The sequence below is a fragment of the Butyrivibrio sp. AE3003 genome (genome assembly GCF_000686065.1).
GTDB lineage: Bacteria > Bacillota > Clostridia > Lachnospirales > Lachnospiraceae > Butyrivibrio > Butyrivibrio hungatei_A.
Genome location: NZ_JMLX01000001.1, coordinates 517,117 through 537,620, shown reverse-complemented (window position 1 = coordinate 537,620; position 20,504 = coordinate 517,117). Strand labels below are relative to the sequence as shown.

Sequence of the window (20,504 nt, the reverse complement as noted above, 5' to 3'; positions counted from 1 at the left end):
TGATCATATATCAGGGAAGTGGTTCTTTTATTAATATATTAAAATATGAGTTAAAAATTTAGGGGTTTAATTAATTTTCTTTTTACGTTATACTATTGATTAAGCATTGGGGCCCAATATGCTTACTACGCGACATAACAACGTTTTTAACATCACAGGAGGTAGTAGTATGAAAAGACACAATGTAAACAAAGCACCTGCCATTCGGGCTGTAATGTCTATGATAATGGCAACAGCAATCTTTCTTTCTTCAAATTTCGGTGCGTCTGTTGCACACGCCGAAACAAAAACCGTCTCATACGAACACAATGAGTCTGTTGACGGAAAAATATCTGATTTCAAAAAAATGGTAGCGGAAGGCAAAGACCTGTCCGACAAGCTGGTAATTATTTCCACAAACGATGTACACGGTGCTATACAGAAATATCCATATGTAGCATCACTAAAAAACTTTTTCAAAAATGAACTCAATGCTGATGTTCTCCTTGTCGACTCCGGAGATTTCAGCCAGGACAAAAATCCTGAACACAATAATGAGGACGCCGACAGTGCCAACTGCATGGAACCTTCAGAAGGTTTGGCCGGTGTTGAAGCCATGAACGCTGCCGGATATGATATCGCGACTTTAGGCAATCATGAATTTGAAAGTTTCGTTAAGCTTGATAAAAATCTATCGAAAGCAAAATTCAAAGTTATTTGTTCAAATCTAGTTACAAAAGATGCTCGTACAGAACTGGAAACCGCCGAAAAAAACAATAAAAATGACAACAATGCATTGATGAACGCATTTAACAGTCTTACCGAAAAAGATTATTTTTGCGCCCCAAGTTATACATATAATAGTTCCAAAACAGGCATAAAGGTTGGTTTCTTCGGCCTCCTTACAGGAGAAGCTAACATAAATAATATTTCAGCCAAAAAGTTAAAAGACTCGCTGGCATTATCTTGCGCAAAATATCAGATAAACTCTCTTGGAGATAATGGTGCGGATATCATCATCTGTCTTTCACACTTAGGCCTTGAAGATGACCGTGGTGACCACCAAAACAGAAGTATCGATATATACAACGCAGTGAAAAACGATCCCACATACAAGGCTAATTACCCTCTGGATCTGGTTCTTGACGGTCACTCTCACACTCTTATAAGCTCAGGCGGAAACGGTGAACCTATCATGTCAGGCAAATATATGCTTCAGTACACAGGCATCACTATCATCGGAAAAGACACAGACGGTAAAGCTAAAATTGAAAAATCTGTCCTTGTATCACTCGATGACATGAAAGAGAATCTCGGTCCCGATGAAGAAGCAAATGCAACCATTACAAATATTATAACTTCATATAACCCGAGCTTCTTTGGCGGCACACCCGAAAAAAACAAGCAAAGAAAAGAAATCCAATCGCTCACACTCAGACAGCAAAAGGAGGAAATCGGCATGAACATTATAAAAAACAAAGCAACTAAAGCCCTTCTGTCAGTTTCAATGGCCACTACCCTTTTCTTTACAGCAAATGTCAGTGGCTCAATTGCAAATGCCCAAGTTGGTGATATTAACTATCCCATTCCGACCCCAAACTTCAAAGAATACAGTCATTTTGATGAACTGGCAGCAAATAATAAGAATAAAAGTTCTTCCCTCAAAGGCAAGACAATAATCCTGACAACAAACGATGTACACGGTGCGATTGAAGGTTATCCATATCTTGCAGGTTTAAAGAAGACTTTAAAAGACAAGTATCAGGCTAATGTCCTTGTCATTGACGCAGGTGATTTTAGCAACGACAAAAAGAAACCAATTTATACAACCCCCGATAATTGTAATGCAATCGATCTGATGAACAAAGTAGGTTATGATGTTGCAACCCTTGGTAATCATGAATTTTATAAAGCGCAATACCTTAAAGGCAACATCGAAAGAGCAACATTTAAAGTGATAAATGCAAATGTCACGCAGGAAAACACTTTTGTTTTTATTAAAAACCACAAGATCACCTTAAACGAAGATGATCCCAAAAACAAAATAACAATAGGCTTTTTTGGAGTTGCTACCCCTGATGTAACTACTTTTGATCCCAAAGTCTCTGTTGCTGTCGGTGATAAACTGCTCAACATTTCCAGAAATCAGGTTGCAGAATTAAAAAATAGCGGATCTGATATTGTTATTTGCCTGGCTCATTTAGGTCTTGAAGATGCATTTGAAAAAGATCAATGCCGAAGTGTTGACGTTTATAACGCCTTGACCAAAGGAAACGCGGAACAAAATATAGCTCCGGTACCACTTGACCTTATTGTAGACGGTCACTCACACAGCACTATTACTCCTCCTCAAAAAGGTGAACCTGAAAGAGAAAAAATATTATCAACAGGTACCGAATTTGAAAATATTGGAGTTATAGTCATCGATAATAACGATAAAGCAATTGAAGAGACATTCCTTCTCAAAACAAAGAATTTACCAAAAAATCTTCGCGATTCAGACGTTCAGAAAGATGTAGACAAAATAATATCTCAAACCAAATAAAGTAATATATTTTTCCCACCGTATAAGTAAAAGCGCCACTTTTTTGAGTATCAATCAAAAAAGTGGCGCTTTATATTATTACAATTTCTCTTTACCTAACAATATCTCCGTAACATTCAGGCCTTCTGTCTCTGAAAAGTCCCCATGAAGATCTCATCTTTCTATTCTCTTCAAAGTTATATTCTGCATATATAATCTCTTCCTTATCTCTGCTTGCCTCTGAGATCACATCTCCAGTCTCATCGGTAAGGAAGCTGCTTCCGTAGAAGCACAGGCTTGAACTCTGATTGCCGTTTTCTTCGCATGGTGTAACTTCTTCCGTTCCTATCCTGTTTGCAGCAGCAACAGGAATAACATTTGCAGCGGAATGTCCCTGCATGGTTCTCATCCAGTGTCCCGAGCTGTCAACATCAAGTATAGGTTCAGATCCTATTGCTGTCGGATACAGGATAATATCGGCGCCGTTTATCGCAAGGCACCTTGCAGTCTCAGGAAACCACTGGTCCCAGCATATTCCGACACCGATATTTCCGACAGAAGTCTTAAACACCTTAAATCCGGTATTTCCGGGTGTAAAATAGAACTTCTCCTGATAGTAATGATCGTCGGGAATATGAGTTTTCCTGTAAATATCAACTATCTCACCGTCAGAATCTATCATAACAACAGAGTTATAGAATACATTCTCATCTTTTTCAAAAATACTTATTGGCATTACCACATTGTTCTTTTTACAGAAATCCTTGAAATAAACTACCGCAGGATTTGTAAGTGCAGGCTCTGCAAGCTCATAATAATCGTATCTTCTCTCCTGGCAAAAATACTTTCTTTCAAAAAGTTCAGAAAGAAGAATGAGCTTTGCACCGTTCTGTGCCGCTTCCAAAGCAAGTTTTCCCGCTTTTTCTATATTGCGCTTTACCTGCTCCTCATCGGATGCCGCGCTCTCTCCGCATGCAAACTGGATACATGCAACTTTGACAGTATCTGACATTTTAATGTCCTCCGTATTATAGACAAGTTTTTTATTTATTCCGGTATCTGCTGTGTTATGCAGTGAATATTTCCGCCGCCAAGCAGAATGTCTGTAGCAGGGATGCCTACAACTTCTCTGTCCGGATGAATCTCTTTTAATATATCAAGAGCTCTCTTATCGCTCTCCTTATTCGCTCCGCCAAACTGAGGAACAAGAAGTGCTCCGTTAATATAATAATAATTCACGTAACTTGCGGCAAGTCTCTCTCCTACGCTTCTTTCATCTTCGCCGTCCTCAAACACATAATTGGCGAGATTGTCTTCATTTATAAGAACGGGAACATCGGGAATCGGAAGCTTGCGAATCTTTATTTTCCTGCCCTTCGCATCTGTCTTACCCATAAGATAATCATATGATGCCTTCGAAAGCTCGTATTGAGGGTCATTCTTATTATCGGTCCACGCAAGAACAACTTCTCCGGGCTTTGTGAACGCGCACACATTATCTACATGCTCGTTCGTCTCATCATTGTAGATTCCTCTGGGAAGCCATAAAACTTTCTCAGCTCCGAGATATGTCTTTAGCTTTTCTTCTATCTGTTCTTTTGAAAGAGAAGGATTTCTTCCCTTGCTTAAAAGGCAGCTCTCAGTAACCATCAATGTTCCGTCGCCATCTGTATGAACAGAGCCTCCTTCAAGGATAAATGGCTCCGCATCGTAATATTCATATCCGCAAAAATCGCAGAATTTTTCGGGAACCGCATTATCCTTATCCCAGCTTGCATAAAGTCCGTCAAATTCGCCGCCCCATGCGTTAAAGCCAAAATTCACGCCTCTTTTCGATCCGTCTTTTCCCGAAACAAATATCGGCGCAACGTCTCTTGCCCACGAATCGTCGGTATCGATCTTTATAAGATTCATCGCATGATCAAGTCGTCCTCCGCAGTCTATGCAGATTTTTCTCGCTATCAGATCGGTGAACTCTTTTGCCTCCGCGTAATACAGAGGATTATTCGGAACAAGAAGATATAAGTCTTCTCTTTTTAATATCTCATAAAAGATCATTCCAAAAGAAGCAAGCGCTCCGCTTCTGTCTTTTCCCCAGCTTCCCGGTCTTGTGGGATATATCATTATTGTGCCTTCATGCCGGTCAAACTCCGCCTGCATACGAAAGCCGTCATTTATGGGCAATGCGCCCTTTCTCGTTATCTTCAACCTAACTCCTTACTCATAATCTTGATTTAAAATCGTCATATGAAAACTTCTTAAGTACTTCAACACTTCCGTCTTTATGCATAATATCGATATCGGGAAGCGGCATACCGTTAAATGTATTGTTCTTTACCATGCTGTAGATTGCCATGTCTTCAAAAGTGAGCCTGTCACCGATCTTAATTTCCCGGTCAAAGCTGTAATCGCCTATAACGTCACCCGCAAGGCATGTTCTCGATGACAATCTGTAGGTATACTCTTTTTCATCGCAAAGGCCCGAATCCTTAAGAGGCGGCCTGTAAGGCATTTCAAGCACATCGGGCATGTGACACGCAGCCGATGTATCAAGAATAAGAACAGGATAATCCTCCGTCTCAACAATATCCATCACCGTGGTAACAAGATATCCCGCATCAAGTGCTACCGCTTCACCCGGCTCAAGATATACATCAATATCATACTTCTCTTTAATATATCTGATAAGATTCTTAAGCCCCTCTCTGTCATAATCAGGCTTTGTAATATGATGTCCGCCGCCGAGGTTTATCCATTTTATCTGTGAAAAGAATTCTCCAAAGTCATTTTCAACTTCGTTAAAAGTCGCCTCAAGTGGCTCAAATCCCTGTTCACACAGAGTATGGAAATGAAGTCCCTCCACTCCTTTTGGAAGCGGATTGGGAAGATTTTCTCTCCTTATTCCAAGGCGCGATCCGGGTGCACAAGGATCGTATATCTCATGTCCTTCCTGCGTGCTAAATTCAGGATTGATCCTTAGTCCAACAGAAAGTTTTTTCTCTGAGACTGCTTTCTCCCATACGTTTCTGTGGTGTTCAAGCTGTGCTATAGAGTTAAAAACTATATGATCTGCAACTTCACACACAAGAGGAAATTCCTCATCCTTAAATGCCGGCTCAAATACGTGATTCTCGAGCTTTTTCTTTCCCTCAAAGGGCTTTATCATTTCTTCGTAAGCAAGCTTCGCCTCGTAAAGTCCCGAAGCCGTAGCTCCCTGAAGGTATTCTCCTATAAGAGGATACGTACTGTACGCAGAAAAAGCCTTCTGTGCAAGAAGAATCTTTGCCCCCGTGCCTTTGGCAATATCCGATAAAATTATCAGGTTATTCAAAAGTTTCTGCTCATCTATAACATAAGCAGGCGTTGTTATTTCGGTTATGTTCATTAAAACTCTCCTAAATCCTATTTACTGCTCAATTTCCTACAACAAAAAACAAACAAAGCTCCACTTCTAAAATAAAAAGTGAAGCTTTGTCTATATTATAATCGCTTAAAACAATCTCAATCAACCAAAATCGGATTCTCGTCAACCACCCAAGGAAGTCCGTATTCATTAAGCATCTCCATATATGGATCGGGATCGAACTCATCTGTTGTATATACGCCCGGCTTTTTCCACTGACCGTTTACAACAAGGGCTGTTCCGATCATTGCAGGCACACCTGTTGTGTAGCTGATAGCCTGGCTTCCGAGTTCTTTGTAGCACTCCTGATGATCGCATACATTGTAGATATATACAGTCTTTTCTTTTCCATCTTTGATTCCGCGGAAAATACATCCGATATTTGTCTTTCCTACAGTTCTGGGACCAAGGCTTGCGGGATCCGGAAGAAGTGCCTTAAGGAACTGGATAGGCACAATATCTCTTCCCTCAAACTTGATAGGAGTCGTTGAAAGCATTCCGACATCTTCAAGGCAACGCATATGGTCAAGATAACTCTGTCCAAATGTCATAAAGAAGCGGATTCTCTTAACTTCAGGGAAGTTCTTTCCGAGAGCTTCGATCTCTTCATGGTGAAGAAGATACATATCTTTCTGTCCAACTTCAGGGAACTCATATACTCTCTTGATCTCCATAGGCTTTGTCTCAACCCAGTGGCCATCCTCCCAGTAGCTTCCGTTTGCGCTTACTTCACGGAGATTGATCTCAGGATTAAAGTTTGTTGCAAAAGCATAACCATGGTCTCCGCCGTTGCAATCAAGGATATCGATATAATGAATCTCGTCAAAATAATGCTTTTTTGCATATGCGGTAAATACGCTTGTTACGCCGGGATCAAATCCTGTTCCGAGAAGGCCTGTTATTCCTGCCTCCTTGAACTTATCCATATATGCCCACTGCCAGCTGTAATCAAAGTATGCTGTAAATCCCTTCTCCTTGCAGCGCTTCTCATAAATCTCACGCCACTTCGGATCGTCTGTATCTTCAGGCTCATAGTTTGCTGTATCGATATAGTCAACCTTGCACTCAAGGCATGCGTCCATGATCACAAGATCCTGATAAGGAAGAGCAACGTTAAGAACAGCGTCAGGCTGATACTCCTTAATAAGTGCGATAAGCTCGTTTACATCATCTGCATTTACAGACTTTGTAGTAATCTTGACACTGCTACCGCTCTTTTCTATCTTTTCCTTTAATGCATCGCACTTTGATACTGTGCGGCTTGCAATACAAAGCTCGGTAAATGTCTTGCTGTTCTGACAGCATTTCTGTATCGCAACCTGTGCGACACCACCGCAACCTATAACAAGTAATCTGCTCATCTTGACATATCCTCCTCTTCCTGAAGCAAATCTTCTACGTATTTAGGAAGCATGAACGCTCCTTTATGCAAATGAGTGGTGTAATACCACGTCTTTATTCCTCTTTCATCCCATCTGTCGGGATTAAAATCCTTGAGCGGATGGTACTTCTTGCTGGCGAAGCCAAAAAGCCAGTATCCGGCGGGACATGTGGGAATATGCGCCTGATAAACCCTGTTTACCGGGAACACTCTGTACGCCTTCCTGTGCATTGCCCTGCAACTCTCTTCGTCCTCATCATAGAACGGGCTTCCATGCTGATATACCATTATTCCATCGTCATGAAGCGCTTTATAGCAGCTTCCGTAGAACTCTTTGGTAAAAAGACCCGCTTCATGTCCCAAAGGTTCTGTCGCGTCATTTATTATAAGATCGTACATATCATCACATTTGCGGAGGTACTTAAGACCGTCCTGATAATAGATATGTACTCTGTCATCCTCAAGACCTACCGCATTGTCGGGGAAATACTGCTTGCAGACATCCACAAACATATTGTCCGGCTCAACTACGTCGATTACCTTGATCTCCTCATAATGAGTAAGCTCTCTGGCAACACCGCCGTCACCGCCACCGAGAACGAGAACTCTCTGAACCTTGGGATGAACGGCCATAGGAACATGTACGATCATCTCATCATAAGTAAACTCGTCCTTCTCGGAAAAGATAATATTACCGTCCGAAGTAAGGAACTTACCAAACTCAGGCGAATCAAAAACATCTATTCTCTGAAATTCGCTGCTGCCGGAAAAAAGCTGCTTGCTGATCCTGATACTGATCTTAACATTTCCGGTATGCATATCACTGAACCAATAATCCATCTCTGCCATTATCGATCTCCTATTTATTTTAATACAAAAAGCTCCGAAATATCTTCGCTCTCAGGTCCCTGCATCGCACATCCCTTCTCCATAGCCGTCTTAATATACGAAAGGATATCCCCTGTTATTACTTCGCCCGGAGAAAGAATCGGTATTCCCGGAGGATAACACATTACAGATTCGGCACTTATCCTTCCTACACACTCTTCGATAGGAAGCTGCTCTTTTTCCGCATAAAAAGCTTCCTGAGGCGTAGCCTTGACGATAGGTGTAACATACTCTGCCGAGAAAAAGCTCTGCTCAGGCTTAGAATAAAGTCTTCTGATATCCGCAAGCGCTCCCGCAAGTCTCTCTATATCCTGAAGTCTGTCTCCTATAGAAATATATGCCATGACATTCGACAAGTCTCCAAACTCCATCTGAATGTCATATTCATCTCTGAGAAGATCGTATACCTCTATTCCCGTAAGACCGATGCTTCTCGTATTTACAACAAGCTTGGTCTCATCAAAGTCAAAGATACTTCCTCCGTTTATAAGCTCATTGCCATAAGCGTAATATCCGCCTATATCATTTATCTCTTCTCTGGCGTACTGCGCCATCTTAGTTACTTTTTCAAAACTGTCATGTCCGTTGAGAGCAAGATTTCTTCTGGAAATATCAAGACTTCCCAAAAGAAGATAACTTGCACTTGTAGTCTGGGTCAGATTTACAATACGGCTGATATAGCCGATATTCGCATCCGATCCGCAAAGAAGAATCGAACTCTGCGTAAGACTTCCACCGGACTTATGCATACTGATAGCTGCCATATCCGCACCGGCAGCCATAGCATTTAAAGGAAGCCCGGGTCCAAAATACAAATGAGTTCCATGTGCCTCATCAACCAGAGCTTTCATTCCGTTTTCATGTGCAAGATCGACAATTGCTTTAAGATCTGAACAAATTCCGTAATACGAAGGATTGTTTATCAGAATAGCCTTGGCATCGGGATTTTCCTTCACTGCCTTCTTTACATCTGCAATCTCCATACCAAGCGGAATTCCAAGCTTGGTATCAACCTTCGGATCAATATATACAGGTACAGCCCCACATAAGATAAGTGCATTTATCGCACTCTTATGCACATTTCTGGGCATGATGATCTTTTCACCTTTTTTTACATGAGAAAGAACCATCGCCTGAACAGCACTCGTCGTGCCATTTACCATCATAAATGCATGCGCGGCGCCAAATGCATCCGCCATAAGCTCCTCAGCTTCCTTGATAACAGAAACCGGATGACAGAGATTATCCAGAGGTTTCATGGAATTAACATCTATCCCAACACATCTGTCACCCAAAAAACGTACCAGTTCAGAGTTCCCTCGTCCCCTCTTATGCCCAGGTACATCAAAAGGTACAACCCTTTGCTTGCGAAATTTTTCAAGAGCGTCATAAACTGGCGCTTTCTTTTGTCTACTAAGGTCCAACTGCCGTTCCTCCTACCATCGAGAAATGGTGTTGCACAAGTTCTCTATCAAAAAAGAGCGGTGCGTACAGTGTAAAGCGTACGCACTACTCCCCAATCAATTCTAATTGTGCAGCAAAATTATGATACTATATATCTTCCCATTATGAAAGTAAAATTTCGCAGGAAATAAAGTATTTAAGCTACTATTCTATTATTCTGTATATCTGTGTCAAAATGCAAAATTAAATGTGTAATTGAGCCCCGCATTGTAAATCTTATCATTGCTCTGTGTAATCTCTAATGTCGCATCTTTCCAGCCGTTCAGCTTAATGATTCCTTTAATATTGTTTCTGTTTCCGGTAAACTCAAGCTCTCCGTTACCTTTATCTTTAAAGGTTCCTTCCAAAAGAGCCATCTGATGAATTGAAATTACAGCCTCATTAGTGTTATCAGCACCTTTTCGTGTTATAAGTATACTGCTGAGAGTATCTGAATCCTGAGTATCGACAAATATTCCGTATGCCGATCTGTCAGGGAATTTAAACTTCTCTTCTCTTGACTGGGCAATTTCATATGCAAGAGCCACGCATCTGTTATGAGTGGTATCCTCCATGAATTTGCTTGCAAGTTTAGGATCTACGGCTTCGCCATTTTTGCTGTCGCCGATACTTTTCTTCATTACATCTTCTTTAACTGCATTCCAGTTTTTCTGGTCTTCAAGAAGTTTTTCTCTCTTAGCGACATCCGATATGCCGGCAACTCTTGTACAAAGTGTATTTAACTCGCAATCCCATACAGTACGAACAAGTCCTGCAGCAACATCCTTCTCTTCTTCTGTAACAGCCATTGAAGAAAATTCTGAGTACTTTTTAGCGATCTTCTCTACTCTGTCAATCTCATTCTGCATTGATGTCGCATCAGCTATAGCATCCTTAATCTCTTCTTTGATTTCAAATGAGTGATCCTTGAAAAAATCAAACTTTGATGGATCTTCTGAATCCGCACTTCCTGCAATCTGTATTGCATTCGCATTTACATTTGCAGTGACCATTTTAACATTGGCCGGGTCAACCCCAACTACGGTATCTGCTGCGGCGCATCCCCATACGGCAACTGATAGCGTTGAGATCAGTAACATTGAATTAATTGACATTTTCATACTTGGCTAATTCCTCCGCTTAACGTAAAACATAATATTAAGTGTCATCATTTGCTGCTTAGTATCGCACACAATCTGATACATGAGTCATATTATAGCATATAATGCGACCTAAATTGTGAAGATTGTGAAAAGTCGTTTAATCAATAATAAACTTACTCATTACCGAATAATTAACTAAAAAACACTACATCCAGCAAGGATTTTATGATTAATTTAGTCTAAAGTCAAGAGAAAAAATAAACCATTTCAATCCCCGTGGTGTAGCGCTTCACAAGTTTTTCTTATTTAAGAAAAATGTCTTATTCTAAGTTCAATTCCGGTTTTTTCAGATAATTCCTTACATTTCTCGATATCCTGTTCAGGAAGGACATCAACAATCGACCATTTGACATCTTTTATCTGTTCTTTGCATTTCACTGCAAAATCAACCATCTTATCAAAACCGTTTTCATATTTGGGTCTCGACACTTCCTGATACTTTGCCGCATCAGGTGCATTAAGGCTGACAGAAACGCTGTCGATCACCTTTGAAAGCTCAGGTACAATATTTCTGCCGTTTTCCTCATTGCCAAGCCCATTGGTATTAAGACGTGTCTTTAATCCGAATTCTTTTTTCACAAGCCCTGCCGCCTCAATAAGCGTATCCAGTGCACAGGTTGGTTCGCCGTATCCGCAGAACACAAGCTCATCATATCCGGAAAAATCATAATTACGTATCGCATCTAATACTTCTTCTTTGGTTGGATTTTTCTCATGCCATAGATTATCGGCACTTCCAAGTCCATTCTTTAGTGATCTGATGCAAAAAGTGCAACTGCAATTACATTTATTGGTAATATTCGCATAAACCGAGTTTTTGTATGTATATAAGATATCTGCCATTTCCCTGCTCCTTATGATGTAAATTTTAATATATTTCTCTTTATTCCCGCGCTCTGGAACGCTGCCGCTCCTATGTAGAAAAAGATCGCGCTTCCGCCGGACTGTACAAGGCTGCCCGACAAAGCAGACAATAGTGCAACTTCGCTTCCAAACAGAATCTTTTCCGCAATATAATATCCGGTCGCCGAGATAAAGAATGAAATTATTGGAGCTATAATATTTCTTTTCGTAAGAAGCGCATCGCTTTTACTTGTAAAAGGTAATACGATAAGCATCTTTATTATCACCGTGGCAACAGCCCACATAGGTGCTGTCAAAAGATCGGCGATTCCTCCCCCGAGTGCACCTACAATCATTGCATATGGCGCAGGCAAAAGTACCGCAGAAAGATATATGACCGAATCACCAAAGTGCACATATCCTCCGTTCACACCAACAGGTATATGAAAAATATATGCCGTAAATATGACGGTTAACGCAGTCATTGCTCCGGCGAGAGTCATAAGTCGTATTTTTGTATTTGCATTTTTCTCTGTCATGGAAACATCCCTCCCATATCAAATATTTATATGAAACTTTACAGCAAATCTGATTATATAGAAATAGTCAGATTATGTTTTTTTGATATGACCAGATGCTATTTGACAATTTAATCCCAATTTGATCAACTTGCCATTCGAGACTCGTCATAACAATCGACAATCTCTTTTTTATCGGCTTTTACCGCAGCAATCGCCGCAACCACAGCAAATGCTGCCATAATTATTGAAAATGTCCACGCATATTTAAGTCCGCAATTATCAAACAGATATCCGCTATAATACTTAACAATACCGGTTATAAACGCTGAAACAAAGTCTGTAATACCATACAATCTTCCTCTCAGATCGGCAGATACTTTTCCTGCCAGATACGCGCCTACAGCCGTGGCCGTCAGGATTTCTCCCAATGTAAAGAGAATTATTGATATATAATATCCCCCGATCAGACCAAATGACAGAAGGAACGAAGCAAAGCTGAGCACCTGAAATACTGTTCCTATCATATATTTTTTTTGCAAGAGATACTTTTTCCAGCAGCATGGTCATGAATGGAGTAAAAAGAACTACTATTATGCAGTTCAAACTTGCAACCGAACCATATATCGCCGCACCGGTTTCCGGATAAGCTTTGGAAATATCAAGTGGCATTAGATATCCAAACTGAGAATATGCCCCTTCTTGAAAACACATGGCTATAATAAAGAAAATAAGCGCAGTGCTGCTTTTAATGGCACTCCATATAGTCTCATTGCCCGCTTTCTTTACCATAGCGTTCGATTTGGCTTCTCTGCCGGCAAAACCTTTATCTTTCACAAAAAGCCCAATCAAAACGGTAGAAATTGATATTGCAAGTCCATTTATGATAAAGCACAATTGCAAATGGTTGTTAAACAAAAATCCTGCGATAGTCGGTGCAAGTATCAGTCCGATATTTTTTCCGAGGTACAGCAGCGAAAAGGCTTTTTCTCTTTTATCCTTGGGTGTTATATCAGCAACAAGCGCACTATAAGCAGGATGCTCAAGTGTCTGGAAAAAGGATCCCGCCATTATTACACATATCGCAAAGAGGGAAAGCGGTAAAAAACCACTTGTGATATAAAGGATAATAGATATAATATCGCAAAATATTATTAGTTTTTTCTTGTTAAATTTGTCTGCAAGATGTCCGCCCCATATATTTGCCGGAAGAAAGAACAATCCGCTGATTATTGAAAACATCGCAGTATCAGTGGCATTCATTCCAAGCTTCTTATTTAGGATCATAGTAAGAATCGGCCAGATCATCGCGCCAAGATTCGTTGCTATCCTTCCTATAAACAAAATGTAATTTTCTCTTTTAAGTCCCTTGTATTGTGTAAATAATCCCATGATGTCAATCCTTCCTCGAAGCAACTCTACGTATTAAGTCAAGAAGATAGCATTTTTACAATAAACAGTCAAGTTCCTGTCAAACTAAAAAGAGACCCCGACAATGTTCGCCAAGGTCTCTGATAATATCATGTGTGATTTCTTGATTTCTTATACAAGTGTACTGCCTTTATGTCTCTTAATCTCAAACTGACCGCCTGATGTGATTGTTTCTTCTACATATGCGGTAAGGATATCTCCGTAGCCACGCTGATCTTCCTTGCTAAATCCGGGTTCAAGTGATTGGAATTCCCCATCAGCATAGGTGATCGCCAGCGCATTGTTCTCACTTGTCTTAAGAATAAAGATAGTCTCTGCACCGTTTTTAACGGCAGTATATTCATAGCCGTTGCTTTCAAGGAAGCTCTCAATCTGGTTTGCATCTCCCGATACGGCATCTGCCATAGTCATATCAGAAGCAGAAGTTGCTGCTTCCTCTACAACTGCCTCTGTAAGAGCATCCACCTCCGCATTCAAAACTTCGTCCAAATTATTCATCTCGTCAGCTGACATGTCTCCTCCAATATCTTCAGTAATAGTTTGATCACTCTCCGGCTCCTTCATTGCGTCCATAAGAGCATCCATTTCAGCGGGATCGGGCAAACCACTCTCGACATTCGCCGCCTCTTTGGCAACAACTTCTCCAAGAAACGCATCTTCAGCAACAGGTGCTTCAGGTATAGCTTCTTCTATATCAGGAATTTCCTGAGTTTCTAATTTATCTTCTATAACAGGCTCATCCAAGATTACCTCCGAAAACTCAGGCATAGGTTCCGTTGCTTCCGTAATAGGAATCTCAGCCGACATATTCTCTGTAATCTCAGTTATGGGTGCCTCTGTAATACCGGTATCTGCAGTCTCGGTAATCGGCACTTCTGCAGCGTTATCAACTTCAGGTATCTCTGCCGCCAAAGCCTCTAAATTATCCATAATCGCCGCCTCTTCCTCTGAAAGGTTCACCTCTTCAGACTCTGCGTTACCGGAAGCATCTGCCTGCGCCATCGAAGCAAGCATCGCATCAACATCAGTTGCTGTCTCGGCTTCCGCCATTGCAGCAAGCATTGCATCGACATCAACAGCCGGTTCTGCTTCCTTAACCTCATCTACAGCTTCATCTGTAACTTCCTCAGCAGTTTCCTCTGTATCCAACAACTCTTCTATCGGTTCAATATCAATAGATTCTCCTTCTCCCAACGTCTCAACAGGTTTTTCCTCCGCCTGCACATCTGCAGCAATACCCTCGAGTGCCTCAGCAATCGCTGCATCAGTATCAAGAATATCCTGAGAACCGGGCGCAGCATCCGCTATCGCATTAAGTACATCAATTGGAGCATCATCAATTGCAGCGGCATTCCCCACATCCGTTGCAGTTCCCACATCTTCGCGCAAAAATCCTGCCGATGACTCTTCTGCCTTCATGGCAGCCAAGAGATCGTCAATATTTGCATTAGACAAATCCTGTTCGCTCAGAATATCCTGAGTGTCCATACCTTCCATATACTGTCTCCTTTCAAAGCTATCCTCTTATACAGATATTTCTTGCTGTCATTTAATAACAGCATATCATTCTTTCGGTATGTTTTTATTATCTTATAGTTTAACTATAATTAACAGTAAATTTTTTATAAATTCAGAATATTCCTTTTTTTAAACAAGATTTCATCTATTTTCTCGTAAATATTGTATACTCATTCTCTTTGATTATTTCCACTCTCCGGTATGTAAATCAATAAAATCTTCCAACCTAATATCCGCTACAAAATTGCCTCCATACTTCCCTGCATATGTTTGTGAATCATATTTAAAAGAAATATTATAGTAATTTCCATCAGATGTCTTGCGAACCAAATTATTATTCATCAAAAAATATATTAGTTTTTTATGCGCATCTTTATTGTCGCCATTTATATAAAAACAGCAAACACCATTATCTGAGTTTGCATGTTTAGCTTCTAAACACGCCCCCTCTTTTATTGCTTTTTTACATATATCCTTTGCAATTTCTATATCATTATAAAAATACATCCATTTTCCACAAACATCATCATTAAGTTTGTCGCTATCATCACTAAAGTAATATGTCCAAGCTATATTTCTATATACCGCAATTCCTTCATCTGCAAAGAAAGATGCATTCTCATGTTTTTTATCACATTTGGCAAAATCAGTTTCTATAGCTATGTCCGCTCCACCATATATAATGAATTTTCTTAAAAGCTTATCAACAGAAATTTTCACCTTCGGAATTGTATATTTTACTCCCTGCAATCCTTCTATATAAGCGCTAATTCTCTCAAAATAATCTTTAGCACGCGCAACATCCACTGTTGCCTTAAGTGCATCAAATCTTCCAAATTCGTTTATATTTTTCTCGTTCAGATTAAGTGCAAGCATATCTCTTAACATCTGTTCATCAACGCCTATAGCAGCTGTAACCCTATGAACCCGATCATTTTGAGCCGTTTCCATATATTCATTGATATAATCGCGAAGTGTAGCCCCTTCTCGTATCTCCACATCTCCGGCCTCAATATCATGCAAAAGAATATTCGCAAATTTTTGTTCTTCAACAGTAAGAGATGCAAATGTTCTGTGCAGCTCTTTCTTAGCTGCTTCTCTTGCATTATCATCTCCAATATCAAGCATCTTTTTGTACTTTTCAAATTTGGAGTTCATATAATCAACATCAATTTTTGATGTATCAATCGTGGTGAGATATCCCTTAAGTTCATATGGCGAATCGTCACCTTTCTTACCACCGCCCCCATTAAACAACTCTTTATATCTAAGCAAAAGAATCAAATAAATAGTCTCATCAAGCAACAGTGTCACACTCTTACTTTCTTCTTCATCATTGTCGAATACATATGTAAGCTTATCCCAAACAAATCCTTGAACTTTTGCCGCCTCCAAATATTCATTAAAGGAAAGAAATAATTTAGCAAACTGCTTCTTATCGCCAATTTCGTGAGGAAGTTTTTCAAAATTTTCTATTCCTGCCATCTCAAAAAGGTTCTTAATCTGAACGAAAAGTGCGTTCATATTTTCAATGTTTTTATCTAGTTTAATTGCAAACATTCCCAGCGGTTTGTCTCCGGAATACAATTTAACCGCAGCATCTATATTTCGTTCCATAGTAAATGGTGCCCTATAATACTTAATTGTTCCAAAAGGCTTATCCGCACCAAATAACCTATTCGTTCTTGAAAAAGCCTGAATAACACTCTCATACTTAAGCACCTTGTCAAGATATAACGCATTTATCCATTTAGAGTCATATCCCGTAAGCATCTGATCAACTACAATCAAAATATCAATCTGCTTTTCCGGTGTATACTCAATTCTCTCATATGCTTTCTTATGCGCCAGTCTGTTTTGTATATCCTTCTTCATCTTTGCCCAGCTACGCATTGTAAACGACTGATCATATTGCTTATTGTAATCTTCAATTATCTTTACCAAAGCATCTTCTTTGACAGCCATATTTTTATCTTCATTATCTATATTCGGATCAAAAAGAGCTGTAATCTTAATATTTGGATCAGCAGCTTTTATCCTATCATAATATTGACATGCTTCAAGTATCGTTGAGGTCGCAAAAATAGCATGAAATTTTCCGGCATGACTAATAGTAATCCAATTTTCAAGAATATCTTCAACAACCTTTTCTTGATGTTCGTTCGTCCTATATTGCCCATTTTCCAACAGATAATCTTCTATTCCACTAACATAGCTACCGTCATTTTTATGGTATCCTGCCATCGGAACATCTTGCATATATTTATAGAAAATCTTACTTTTCTTCGGATCACCGATTGCATCAGCCACTGTTTTTGCTTTTGCCTTTTCAAGTGCCACAGCCTCACGTTCATCTTTTTCCTTAAAGGTAATAACCTTTGTAGGATCAAACCCCAAAACATTTTTATCTCTTATACCATCAGCAATGCTATATCTATGAAGTTCATTTCCAAATACATCTGCAGTTGTGTTTCCTTTTTTCTCGTTTTCCATTTGAATCGGAGTACCACTAAAACCAAAAAACAAAGCATTAGTAAAAGTACGCTTCACAGTTTGCATCATTTCACCAAAAGATGATCTATGACATTCATCTACGATAAATACAATTCGCTTATTGATAATCCTTTGAAGATCCTCAGCTTTAAGTTTCATCTCAGTATCATTTTTTATATTACTCATCTTCTGAATTGAAGTTACTATCAATGTATTATGCGAATCATCACTCTTCAGTTTTGAAATAAGAACTTCCGTATCTTCTGTTTCCTGTATATATTCATTTTCTTCAGCAAAAGCCTTATAATCATCCGCACTCTGCGTTCCCAATTCTATCCTGTCTATAAGAAATACAACTTTATCCGCATCGTTTGAATTCGCAATTAGTTGTGCAGCTTTAAAAGACGTAAGTGTTTTTCCACTTCCGGTTGTATGCCATATATATCCGCCTAATTGGTCATTCTCTCCCCACCTGCCACGGTGTTTAGCCACTTTATCCGATATTCTGTTTACTGCCCAATACTGATACGATCTCAGAACTTTTAATACACCCTCCATATCATCTGCAACCGTATAAAACCCAATCATTTGATGAGCTAACGGAATAGATAAAATTCTTGACGCGATATCTTTCCAATTATTTATAGGCTCATTGTTAAAATCTGCCCAGTGGAAATAAAAGTCCGGATTAAAGCTCCCCTCCGGTCCCGGATTAGCGTAATATTGAGTTTCTTCGGGATTCATAGCTACAAAAATTTGAATCAAAGAAAACAATCCCGTAAATACGCCTTCATAAGCATATTTCTCAATCTGTCCCTCTGCGTTAGATATTGGAACGCCGCTTTTCTTTAATTCAACATGAATTAGCGGCATGCCATTTATTAGAAGTTGAAAGTCGCCTCTCCTATCCGGAAAAATTTCACGTCTAGCTTTAAATTTAGGCTGACGCGCTATCTGATACCGGCTTTGTCCTGCGGCAATTTCCTTTCTGTCGTATATCTTAAGTGATACTTCTTTCCCAAAATGCATCTTATCATCCGGGTTATCTCTAGTTATGGCTACAGTTCTTCCATTGATAAAACCATTTAATCTATGCGGTGTCCTTAAAAATCTTATCTGATCCAGGATCTGCTGCATCTCCCCATCAGTAAGAGGATAATCATTTAGTTTATCTATCGATCTATTGTTTTCAAAAAGAATATCCGCCCAGTTGCGTACCAATTCTTCTTCATTTTTATATTCAAGAACTTGTTTTTCCCAACCATATGTAGTAGTTAGCAAATTAATTAACGCATCTTCAAAATCTTTTTCATCATTAAAAGACATAAGCCCCCCTCAATACAAAAAGTTTTTTATTATACGAATTTAAATCTTATTTCTAACCATCATAAGCGTATATCCAAGTAAATTCTGCCCTTTCCATTCGCTTACATCCATGCGTTTAGGGTCTGACATAGATAATCCAATTCCCCATATTTTGTCTTTAACAGCACATTCTGCAAGAATTGCTTCACCTGTTCCTTTTAACACACTTTTCATCTCTTCATTTTGAGAAAACTTTGCCAAAAGCCCATCATATACTACTATTTGCCTGACTCCATTCCATACATTATCGTTGTAATCTTTTACTTGTCTTCCAAGTATTTTAATCTTTGACACATCATCAGTTTTCAATATCTTAGTAGCAATTTCTTCATCACAAAAACATAATGCCTTTCGATGCATCATATACTGCTCCATAGACGAATATTCGGCACCTAAACAAGTAAATTTCGATAGATACCAGTTGCTCAATACACCATATTCTTCATCAGGGTTGTGAAAACAAATTATCTTCATTTAGAACCACCCACTTTTTTTACAGCAAGATCAAGCTCAAGATCATGTAAACCATAGTAAGCCTTAATCAAAAAATCTATGGGAACTTTATCTATAACTTCTACGCTTGAAATATTGTAATACCATTGATAATATGCATAGAATTCGCCAATCCAATCAGGAATAAAACCTTCCATTGATTCTCCGGGTTTCAATTCATATCCTTCTGTATCTACGAAATAATTCCAAAGTGTTTTGGCATCCATAGTATTAACATAAGCTTTTGCCTCATCAATACACTTTCTTGTCTTACTACGCATATAAGCCTTAATGAAGTCTATTGTATCTTTATCACGATATGTAAAAGCAACATAATCAAATAATTTTCCCTGATTCTCTACAACATCATCCAAATATTCCTCTGCATATGCCTGCATTATTATTCCCTCTCAAAACAACGTGCTAAATACTTTAGTAACTTTATTTGCTTCAGAGTCTACCAACTCACGCATACTCCTTCTAGCTCTAACATCTCTCTCGTTGTATTTTACATTAAACTCATTATAGTCAACTATACTTAATTCATCTTGAATTTCCTTTAAGCGAGAATATGCCTTTTCTGTTTTTATGCAATACTGTATTCCCAATTCACCAAGAGAAAGTAATTCTTCCAAAATATCAATATCTATATTATCTCTGACAAATTCCTTTGCAATGTAGAAATATGATGCATTTGCACGCCAGCCTTTTATCACATCATACTCTGATGTTTCAACGCCATATTTCTCAATGAATTTCGCGGCAAGAACACGATATCTCTTTGAATCAGCTGCGTCTCTGTGCTTCATCAGTTCAGCAAGCCATGAAAGAACATTCAGTTGTTGAAAATCGAGAATTTTTAAATCTTCTGTATCCAGTTCAAACTTATGAACCCATCCATTGCAATCATCAGGTCGACAAACAGCCCATTCCTTAGCTAAATCATAATTTTCCGTAAGATAAAAGCCACGGCCATAATCATGCTTGTCATCACCTTGTCCATAAGTAGGCGTAACAATTTTATTGTATGTCCCATGATACAAAATCAATTTTTCCATTTATT

At 39.3% G+C, this 20,504-nt stretch carries 17 protein-coding genes; 1 reads left to right on the top strand and 16 read right to left on the bottom strand.

Annotated features, from left to right (window positions below):
* Positions 1-169: 169 nt before the first annotated feature.
* Positions 170-2,524 carry a metallophosphoesterase gene (locus tag CD00_RS0102615; RefSeq protein ID WP_026654483.1) on the top strand — a complete coding sequence of 785 codons (2,355 nt, stop codon included), beginning with the start codon at positions 170-172 and terminating at the stop codon, positions 2,522-2,524.
* A gap of 91 nt (positions 2,525-2,615) precedes the next feature.
* Here CD00_RS0102615 and CD00_RS0102610 read toward each other — a convergent pair whose 3' ends face one another.
* The 16 genes from CD00_RS0102610 to CD00_RS0102530 all read right to left on the bottom strand — a co-directional run bounded on the left by CD00_RS0102610 (position 2,616) and on the right by CD00_RS0102530 (position 20,499).
* The gene (locus tag CD00_RS0102610) at positions 2,616-3,515 is read right to left on the bottom strand and encodes a nitrilase-related carbon-nitrogen hydrolase (protein ID WP_026654482.1); all 900 of its coding nucleotides are present in this window, start codon (positions 3,513-3,515) and stop codon (positions 2,616-2,618) included.
* 35 nt (positions 3,516-3,550) lie between these two features.
* Positions 3,551-4,711, bottom strand: coding sequence for an agmatine deiminase (gene aguA / locus CD00_RS0102605; RefSeq protein WP_034461933.1), 1,161 nt, complete (start codon positions 4,709-4,711; stop codon positions 3,551-3,553).
* A 13-nt stretch (positions 4,712-4,724) separates the two neighbouring features.
* Positions 4,725-5,888 carry a carboxynorspermidine decarboxylase gene (gene nspC, locus CD00_RS0102600; RefSeq protein ID WP_026654479.1) on the bottom strand — a complete coding sequence of 388 codons (1,164 nt, stop codon included), beginning with the start codon at positions 5,886-5,888 and terminating at the stop codon, positions 4,725-4,727.
* Positions 5,889-6,004: 116 nt separating this feature from the next.
* Positions 6,005-7,267 (bottom strand): saccharopine dehydrogenase family protein, encoded by a 1,263-nt coding sequence (locus CD00_RS0102590; RefSeq protein WP_026654478.1) that lies wholly within the window; start codon positions 7,265-7,267, stop codon positions 6,005-6,007.
* Positions 7,264-8,127, bottom strand: a complete 864-nt coding sequence (speE, locus tag CD00_RS0102585) for a polyamine aminopropyltransferase (RefSeq protein ID WP_026654477.1) — start codon at positions 8,125-8,127, stop codon at positions 7,264-7,266. The genes CD00_RS0102590 and speE overlap by 4 nt, the downstream gene beginning before the upstream one ends.
* A 23-nt stretch (positions 8,128-8,150) precedes the next feature.
* On the bottom strand, positions 8,151-9,599 hold the full coding sequence (locus CD00_RS0102580; RefSeq protein WP_026654476.1) for an aminotransferase class I/II-fold pyridoxal phosphate-dependent enzyme: 1,449 nt from the start codon (positions 9,597-9,599) through the stop codon (positions 8,151-8,153).
* Between the two features lie 210 nt (positions 9,600-9,809).
* The gene (locus CD00_RS0102575) at positions 9,810-10,739 is read right to left on the bottom strand and encodes a hypothetical protein (protein ID WP_026654475.1); all 930 of its coding nucleotides are present in this window, start codon (positions 10,737-10,739) and stop codon (positions 9,810-9,812) included.
* A 288-nt stretch (positions 10,740-11,027) separates the two neighbouring features.
* Entirely contained in the window at positions 11,028-11,624 is a 597-nt protein-coding gene (locus CD00_RS0102570) for a TIGR04100 family radical SAM protein (protein ID WP_026654474.1), read from the bottom strand.
* A gap of 11 nt (positions 11,625-11,635) precedes the next feature.
* Positions 11,636-12,163: a TIGR04002 family protein gene (locus CD00_RS0102565; RefSeq protein ID WP_026654473.1), complete on the bottom strand. Its 528-nt coding sequence runs from the start codon at positions 12,161-12,163 to the stop codon at positions 11,636-11,638.
* 125 nt (positions 12,164-12,288) lie between these two features.
* Positions 12,289-12,498: a hypothetical protein gene (locus tag CD00_RS0102560; RefSeq protein ID WP_026654472.1), complete on the bottom strand. Its 210-nt coding sequence runs from the start codon at positions 12,496-12,498 to the stop codon at positions 12,289-12,291.
* A complete protein-coding gene (locus CD00_RS0102555) occupies positions 12,449-13,534 on the bottom strand; it encodes an MFS transporter (RefSeq protein ID WP_026654470.1) in 1,086 nt (361 codons plus the stop codon). Before CD00_RS0102555 ends, CD00_RS0102560 begins: the two co-directional genes overlap by 50 nt.
* Before the next feature lie 150 nt (positions 13,535-13,684).
* Positions 13,685-15,070, bottom strand: a complete 1,386-nt coding sequence (locus CD00_RS0102550; protein WP_026654469.1) for a hypothetical protein — start codon at positions 15,068-15,070, stop codon at positions 13,685-13,687.
* A gap of 204 nt (positions 15,071-15,274) precedes the next feature.
* Positions 15,275-18,910 carry a type I restriction endonuclease subunit R gene (locus tag CD00_RS16955; protein WP_081811816.1) on the bottom strand — a complete coding sequence of 1,212 codons (3,636 nt, stop codon included), beginning with the start codon at positions 18,908-18,910 and terminating at the stop codon, positions 15,275-15,277.
* A gap of 39 nt (positions 18,911-18,949) precedes the next feature.
* A complete protein-coding gene (locus tag CD00_RS0102540; protein ID WP_026654468.1) occupies positions 18,950-19,423 on the bottom strand; it encodes an NADAR family protein in 474 nt (157 codons plus the stop codon).
* Entirely contained in the window at positions 19,420-19,839 is a 420-nt protein-coding gene (locus CD00_RS0102535; RefSeq protein WP_026654467.1) for a hypothetical protein, read from the bottom strand. Before CD00_RS0102535 ends, CD00_RS0102540 begins: the two co-directional genes overlap by 4 nt.
* 12 nt (positions 19,840-19,851) lie before the next feature.
* Entirely contained in the window at positions 19,852-20,499 is a 648-nt protein-coding gene (locus CD00_RS0102530; RefSeq protein WP_026654466.1) for a DUF3990 domain-containing protein, read from the bottom strand.
* Positions 20,500-20,504: the final 5 nt, after the last annotated feature.

Coding starts and splice junctions, on each gene's coding strand:
- CD00_RS0102535 (WP_026654467.1), bottom strand. CDS start 19,839: ATGCAGGCATATGCAGAGGAATATTTGGATGATGTTGTAGAGAATCAG.
- CD00_RS0102555 (WP_026654470.1), bottom strand. CDS start 13,534: ATGGGATTATTTACACAATACAAGGGACTTAAAAGAGAAAATTACATT.
- CD00_RS0102550 (WP_026654469.1), bottom strand. CDS start 15,070: ATGGAAGGTATGGACACTCAGGATATTCTGAGCGAACAGGATTTGTCT.
- CD00_RS0102565 (WP_026654473.1), bottom strand. CDS start 12,163: ATGACAGAGAAAAATGCAAATACAAAAATACGACTTATGACTCTCGCC.
- CD00_RS0102570 (WP_026654474.1), bottom strand. CDS start 11,624: ATGGCAGATATCTTATATACATACAAAAACTCGGTTTATGCGAATATT.
- CD00_RS16955 (WP_081811816.1), bottom strand. CDS start 18,910: ATGTCTTTTAATGATGAAAAAGATTTTGAAGATGCGTTAATTAATTTG.
- CD00_RS0102615 (WP_026654483.1), top strand. CDS start 170: ATGAAAAGACACAATGTAAACAAAGCACCTGCCATTCGGGCTGTAATG.
- nspC (WP_026654479.1), bottom strand. CDS start 5,888: ATGAACATAACCGAAATAACAACGCCTGCTTATGTTATAGATGAGCAG.
- speE (WP_026654477.1), bottom strand. CDS start 8,127: ATGGATTATTGGTTCAGTGATATGCATACCGGAAATGTTAAGATCAGT.
- CD00_RS0102610 (WP_026654482.1), bottom strand. CDS start 3,515: ATGTCAGATACTGTCAAAGTTGCATGTATCCAGTTTGCATGCGGAGAG.
- CD00_RS0102575 (WP_026654475.1), bottom strand. CDS start 10,739: ATGAAAATGTCAATTAATTCAATGTTACTGATCTCAACGCTATCAGTT.
- CD00_RS0102590 (WP_026654478.1), bottom strand. CDS start 7,267: ATGAGCAGATTACTTGTTATAGGTTGCGGTGGTGTCGCACAGGTTGCG.
- CD00_RS0102540 (WP_026654468.1), bottom strand. CDS start 19,423: ATGAAGATAATTTGTTTTCACAACCCTGATGAAGAATATGGTGTATTG.
- CD00_RS0102530 (WP_026654466.1), bottom strand. CDS start 20,499: ATGGAAAAATTGATTTTGTATCATGGGACATACAATAAAATTGTTACG.